We start from the raw sequence: 5,571 nt of genomic DNA, 5'->3' as shown, positions 1-5,571 counted from the left end.
ACCCTGACCGGCGGCTCGTGCGCCGGTCAGGGTCCCTGTGCACTCGGTGGGCCGCCAGGGGTTCGAACCCTGAACCTACGGATTAAAAGTCCGCAGCTCTGCCGATTGAGCTAGCGGCCCGTGGCCCGCGCCTTGGTGGCGGCGGGCCGCCGCGATCCTATCCGGTGGGGCCCTGTTCGCGCGTCCAGTGGGTGGCGCGGACCCGGCGGAGCCAGGCGTCGGCGGGGCGCTCGTCGGGGCGGTCGGGCAGGACGCCGGGGCGGTCCAGGCGGTCGGTGGCGGCGGCGAGGAGGCGTTCGGCGTGGGCGGGGTCGTCGGCGATCCGCTCGCCGAGGTCGCGGACCCGCGCGGGGTCGGGCAGCCGGACCAGGTTGTGGCCGGCCTCGTGCAGGTGGACGGCCTGGTCGAGCAGCCGGACCAGGTGGCGGGCGTGCTTGGCGGCCCGGGCGCGGGTGGCCCGGTCGGCGGTGTCGCGGGTCAGCAGCTTGCGGAACTGCTGGGTGGCGTAGCCGAGATAGGCGTTGCGGACCCCCCGGGCGCTCAGGAAGGAGCGGCGGATCGCGATCAGCTCCTCACCGAGCGGGGTGCGCACCTCGTAGAGGTCGTCGGGCAGCCAGACCAGCTCGGAGGCGGTGGGGTTGGCACCGAGCGCGAGCCGGCACCACTTGGCGGCCTCGTGCAGGGTTCGGTCCGGGGCCGTGGTGACGTGCGACTCTGCGGGGCGGTGCAGGCCGTGGAAGCCCTCGGTGGGGGCGGCGAACAGGCCGAGCCGGTCGATGTCGGAACCGGCGTGGGCCAGCCCGTACGCGGTGGATCCGACGATGCCGGAGAGCAGGACGGTGCCGGGCATGCTGGACATGGGGCTGGCTCCTCCCGTCGGCCGGTTCCCAGGAGTCTGCCGGGCGGGACCGCGCCGGGCGAGCGAATTCCCGCCGAGGGAGCCCGCCGGAGCCCGCCGGAACACCCAAGACCCGTGCTCCCGGGGAGAGTTCGGCCGAGCGGGTAGGGTACGGAGCATGTCGACCGTGAACGAGCCCGCCCCGGCCGGGCAGCCCGGGACGCCCGGGCTGCCCGGTGTCGTCCTGATCACCGGTGCCGGGCGCGGCATCGGCGCCGCCACCGCCCTGCTCGCCGCCCGGCGCGGCTATCACGTCGCCGTCAACTACCGGACGGACGGCGCCGCCGCGGCCTCGGTGGTGGACGCGATCCGCGCCGGCGGCGGCACCGCGCTCGCCGTCCGCGCGGACGTCACCCGCAGCGCCGAGGTGGCCCGGCTGTTCGACACCGTCGACGCCGGACTCGGGCCGCTCACCGCCCTGGTGAACAACGCCGGCACCCTGGAGCAGCAGGGCCGGCTTGAGGACTTCGACGAGGAGCGGCTCGGCCGGATCTGGGCCGCCAACATCACCGGCCCGTTCCTGTGCGCCGCGCAGGCGGTCCGCCGGATGTCCACCCGGCACGGCGGGCAGGGCGGCGCGATCGTCAACGTCTCCTCGGCGGCCTCCCGGATCGGCTCCCCCAACGAGTACGTGGACTACGCCGCGGCGAAGGGCGCCGTCGACTCGATGACCCGCGGACTGTCCCTGGAGGTCGCCGCCGAGGGCATCCGGGTCAACGCGGTGCGCCCCGGCCTGATCCACACCGGCATCCACGCCCTGGGCGGCGAGCCCGGCCGGGTCGACCGGGTCGCGCCGAGCCTGCCGATGCGGCGCGGCGGGCGGGCCGAGGAGGTCGCGGAGGCGATCCTCTTCCTGCTGTCACCCGCCTCCTCGTACACCACGGGTGCGTTCCTGGACGTCTCCGGCGGCCGGTGAGCCGGCCCGGCGGACGGCCGGGGGCGCCCCCGCCGGCGGTCCACGACGTCAAGGGTTTCCTTCCCCCGGCACCTGCCGCGCCCGTACGGTGGGCCCATGACCGACGACCTGCCGGACCGTGAACCCGACCTGCCGTCCGCCTTCATCGACATCCCCGGGGTGCGCAACTTCCGCGACGCCGGGGGCGTCGGTTCGCTCCGCCGGGGCGTGCTGTTCCGCTCCGGCTCCCTCCACACCCTCTCCCCGGAGGGTGCCCTGCGGCTCAAGGCCCTGGGCCTGCGCACCGTGATCGACCTGCGCAGCAAGGAGGAGCTGGACGCCTTCCCCGACGAGCGGCACGACCTCGACCACGAGAGCCTGCACCTCCCCACCCTGCCCGCCGACCGCCAGGACACCGACCGGCCCTGGCCCGAGGACCAGGTCGAGCTCTACCCGTTCATGGCCGCCACCGCCGGCCCGTCACTGGTCGCCGCGATCCGCCGGCTCGGCGCCCCCGACGCGCTGTCCGCCGTCGTCCACTGCGCCGTCGGCAAGGACCGCACCGGCCTCACCATCGCCGTCGTCCAGTCCCTGCTCGGCGCCTCCGAGGCCGAGATCACCGCCGACTACCTGCGCTCCAACGCCGGCCTCGGCCTCCTGGACGGCCCGACCCCGTACATCGACGAGACCGGCGCCGAGCGGATCTCCCGCCCGATCTCCGCCGACCTGCTCGCCTCCTCCTTCGCCTGGATCCACGACCGGCACGACTCGCTCCCCGCCTACCTCCACAGCCACGGCGCCACCGAGGGCGACCTCGCCGCCCTCCGCGCCAACCTGTCGGTCTGAGCCCCCGGCAGGGCGGGAGCCGTGGACGGGGAACTGCTCGCCGCCCTGGCGGGGGCCCGGCAGGCCACCACGGCCGGGGGCCGGGCACCGCACAGACCGCTGCTGCTGCTCCGGCTGCTCGGCCGGCACGCCCGGCCGGGGACCGGCACGGTCCCCTACGCGGAGGCCGGGGAGCCGGTCGGCCGGCTGATCAGCGAGTTCGCGCCCGCCGTCGAGCGGGCCACGGCCGCGCAGCGGGCGGCAATGCCGTTCGTCCGCCCGGAGCGGAGCCCGTGGTCGCCGCGGGACGCCGCCGGGCGCGAACTCGGCAAGGGCGACGTCGGCAGGAGCGGTGCGGCCGTCCGGGCGCGGAACGCCACCTGCGCAGGCACGACCGGTCGGTGTTCGAGCACCACGGGCACCGCGGGGCCCACGGGCTCCGAACCGGCTGAGCGGGCGCGCGGCTACTGCCGTTCCAGCTGCCACCACTGGGCCGGGGAGTCGGTGTCCTCCCACTGGTGGACCGGGGCGGCGGGGTCCTCGGGGGCGGTGAGGGCCTTGCCGCTGACGAAGCTGGTGAGGGTGCAGGTGCCCGGGGCGTCGAGGTGGTGCTCGACCAGCCACTCCTGGGCGCCGAAGGCGTTGGCGGACCACTGCTGGACCGGCACGCCGTTGTCGGTGGCGGCGCCGGTCACGTCGAGGCGTTTGCCGCCGGCGACGTTCTCGACGTGGAACAGCGCGCCGCCGGGGTGGACGGCGGTCAGACGCCAGAGCTGGGCGTCCGAGCCGTCCTCGGCGGCGAGCAGCACCTTGACGCCGCTGCGGCGGTTGCCTCCGGGGACTTCCAGCAGCAGGCCGGTGGCCACGTTCCGGATCCGGTAGCGGCCGTCGGTGATCTTGTGGTCGGTCACCCGGCGAGTCTCCCATCCGGGACCGACAGAACCGGCCGCGCCGACGGGAGGCGCGGTCCTTCGGGACGGGCGGGGCCGACGGGACGGACGGGGCCTGCACGGCGGGCAGGGGCGGCGGGACGGGACGAGCGGGCGGCCCCTATGCTGCGGCGAATGGTGTTCGACCCTCATTCCGCGCAGCTCGGTCAGGAGTCCGCCCTCGCCGGGGCGGTGAGAACGCTGGAGGCCGCCGTAGCCGCCCTCGGGGACGGCGCACCGGACGGCGGTGAGCGCTTCGACGAGGCGCTGCGCCGGCTGGGCGGGGTCCTCGGGCCCGCCGGGGAGGCGGAGTCGGCGGCGGTCGGTCCCCGGCTGGCGGCGCTGCTCACGGACACCCCGCCGTTCCCCCGTGCGCACCTGGCGATGATGGCGGGCGCCTGCGTGGAGCGCGGCGCCGACCCGGCGGCCTGCGCCGACGGCGTCCTCGCCGGGCTGCGGGAGGCCCTGACCGGAGCGCTGCTGCTGCTCGACCGGTGGGCCGAGACCGGTGGCACCGGCACCGCGGAGGCCGGCGGCGCCGATGACAGCGACGGCGACGCGCTGCCGGACCCCGACGAGGACGACCCCGGCCGCGCCCACGCCCGGATCGCGGAGCCCGGACGGCTGGACGCGTGGCACGCCCACCGGGCCGTCGCCGGCTGGTGGACCCTCGACCTGTGGCAGCGGGCCGCGTTCGCGCTCTGCACGCACGTGACCGTCCGCCGCGCGGCCCGCGCCGCCGGGGTGACCGAGGTCCTCACCGGGCTGATCGACCGGTACCGCGAGCGGTGCGAACGGCACGACCTCAAGGGCCTGCGGTACCTGCTCGCCGCACTCGACGACGAGCCGCTGCTCGTCCTGCACCGCCCGAGCGGCACCGGCTACCTGCTGCGGATGGACGCCCTGACCGACAACTTCCAGCTGCACACGCTGCTCGCCGAGGCGCTCATCGGCGGCGGCCACCTGCCCGGGACGCGCCCCGACCCGGAGGTGGTCGCGCTCAGCCGCACCCGGTGGCTGGACGGGCGCCGGTTCATCGCGACGGGCGCGTTCAACCTGGTCGCGCCGGACGGCGGCTGGATCTGGAACGAGGGCATGCCGGAGGACATCCCGGTGGTGGACGGCGTGCGGACCCTCGTCCTGGACCCGCAGCCTTACGAACGGAGCTGGGCCGCCGGGCGGTTCGTCGAGCAGGTGCCCGGCGACCTGCGGCTGGAGCGGGTGCTGCCGGCGGAGGAGGCCGCGGCCCGGCTCGCGGCGGCCTCGCCCGCGCTGCCGTTCGAGCGGGCGGTGCGGTAACCGGGCCGGGGGCGCGGCAGCCGGGCCGAGCCGGCGTCCGGGTCGGGGACCGGGGTCCGGGACCGGCCGCGGAGGCCGTCGGGCTATGGTCGGAGTCCTGAGGTACCGCCGCGGATCCGCACCGGATCCGCCGAGGAGTGGAGTCGACGATGGCGAGGATCCCGAACGCGCTCGCGAGCACCGCACCGGCCGCGCTGACCGCGGCGAGCGGCCTGGTCGGCGGTTACGGCGTCGCCCGGTGGACCGGCAGGCGGCAGCTCGGCGGCGCGGTGCTGGCCGTGGCCGGCGCCGGTGCCGCCGCGCAGTGGCACCGGCGTTCGGGGGCGCCCGCCGCGGCCGCGCTGACGGGGCTGTACGTGGTGGCGTTCGGCGGCTCGCACCCGCTGGCGAAGAGGATCGGCGCCTGGCCGTCCGTGCTCGCCGTGACCGGTCTGGTGACGGCCGCCTCCGCGGTCACCTCGGCGCTCGTCACCCGCAAGGCCTGACACCCGCCGGGCGGCCCGCCGTCACGGGTGACTCCGCGTCACCCGGCGTCACCCGGCCGCCCCGCCCCCGACCGGTGTCCCGTGGTCCCGGTGTCCCTGGCCCCGTGGTCCCGCCCCCGTGATGACCGTCCGTCACCGGCCGCCGAACCGGGCCTCGAACGCGGCCCGGGGGGGGGGGGGCCGCCGGGGGGGGCCCCCCCGGGGAGTTATAAAAAAAAAAACACCCCCCCACAAAAAAAA

Annotated in this window: 6 protein-coding genes and 1 tRNA gene; 4 read left to right on the top strand and 3 right to left on the bottom strand. The window is 76.4% G+C overall.

What is annotated here, in order from left to right:
• Positions 1 to 47: 47 nt before the first annotated feature.
• Together ACFCX4_RS34330 and ACFCX4_RS34325 are read right to left on the bottom strand one after the other, a co-directional pair.
• Positions 48 to 120 (bottom strand) — tRNA-Lys (locus ACFCX4_RS34330).
• A 37-nt stretch (positions 121 to 157) separates the two neighbouring features.
• Positions 158 to 859, bottom strand: a complete 702-nt coding sequence (locus ACFCX4_RS34325; RefSeq protein ID WP_376151070.1) for a DNA polymerase beta superfamily protein — start codon at positions 857 to 859, stop codon at positions 158 to 160.
• 208 nt (positions 860 to 1,067) lie between these two features.
• Here ACFCX4_RS34325 and ACFCX4_RS34320 point away from each other — a divergent pair, with 208 nt between their 5' ends.
• Together ACFCX4_RS34320 and ACFCX4_RS34315 are read left to right on the top strand one after the other, a co-directional pair.
• On the top strand, positions 1,068 to 1,814 hold the full coding sequence (locus ACFCX4_RS34320) for an SDR family oxidoreductase (RefSeq protein WP_376151072.1): 747 nt from the start codon (positions 1,068 to 1,070) through the stop codon (positions 1,812 to 1,814).
• Positions 1,815 to 1,910: 96 nt separating this feature from the next.
• Positions 1,911 to 2,639, top strand: coding sequence for a tyrosine-protein phosphatase (locus ACFCX4_RS34315; protein WP_376151068.1), 729 nt, complete (start codon positions 1,911 to 1,913; stop codon positions 2,637 to 2,639).
• Positions 2,640 to 3,082: 443 nt separating this feature from the next.
• On the opposite strand, the gene ACFCX4_RS34310 is transcribed toward ACFCX4_RS34315, so the two are convergent.
• Positions 3,083 to 3,529, bottom strand: coding sequence for an RICIN domain-containing protein (locus ACFCX4_RS34310; RefSeq protein ID WP_376151066.1), 447 nt, complete (start codon positions 3,527 to 3,529; stop codon positions 3,083 to 3,085).
• Positions 3,530 to 3,682: 153 nt separating this feature from the next.
• Here ACFCX4_RS34310 and ACFCX4_RS34305 point away from each other — a divergent pair, with 153 nt between their 5' ends.
• On the top strand, positions 3,683 to 4,846 hold the full coding sequence (locus ACFCX4_RS34305) for a hypothetical protein (RefSeq protein ID WP_376151064.1): 1,164 nt from the start codon (positions 3,683 to 3,685) through the stop codon (positions 4,844 to 4,846).
• Positions 4,847 to 4,995: 149 nt separating this feature from the next.
• The gene (locus ACFCX4_RS34300) at positions 4,996 to 5,331 is read left to right on the top strand and encodes a hypothetical protein (protein ID WP_376151062.1); all 336 of its coding nucleotides are present in this window, start codon (positions 4,996 to 4,998) and stop codon (positions 5,329 to 5,331) included.
• The last annotated feature ends 240 nt before the right edge of the window (positions 5,332 to 5,571 follow it).

Source organism: Kitasatospora sp. NPDC056327 (assembly GCF_042261735.1).
GTDB lineage: Bacteria > Actinomycetota > Actinomycetes > Streptomycetales > Streptomycetaceae > Kitasatospora.
This window is presented reverse-complemented; position numbering and strand designations above follow the sequence as displayed.

Coding starts and splice junctions, on each gene's coding strand:
- ACFCX4_RS34315 (WP_376151068.1), top strand. CDS start 1,911: ATGACCGACGACCTGCCGGACCGTGAACCCGACCTGCCGTCCGCCTTC.
- ACFCX4_RS34305 (WP_376151064.1), top strand. CDS start 3,683: ATGGTGTTCGACCCTCATTCCGCGCAGCTCGGTCAGGAGTCCGCCCTC.
- ACFCX4_RS34325 (WP_376151070.1), bottom strand. CDS start 859: ATGTCCAGCATGCCCGGCACCGTCCTGCTCTCCGGCATCGTCGGATCC.
- ACFCX4_RS34300 (WP_376151062.1), top strand. CDS start 4,996: ATGGCGAGGATCCCGAACGCGCTCGCGAGCACCGCACCGGCCGCGCTG.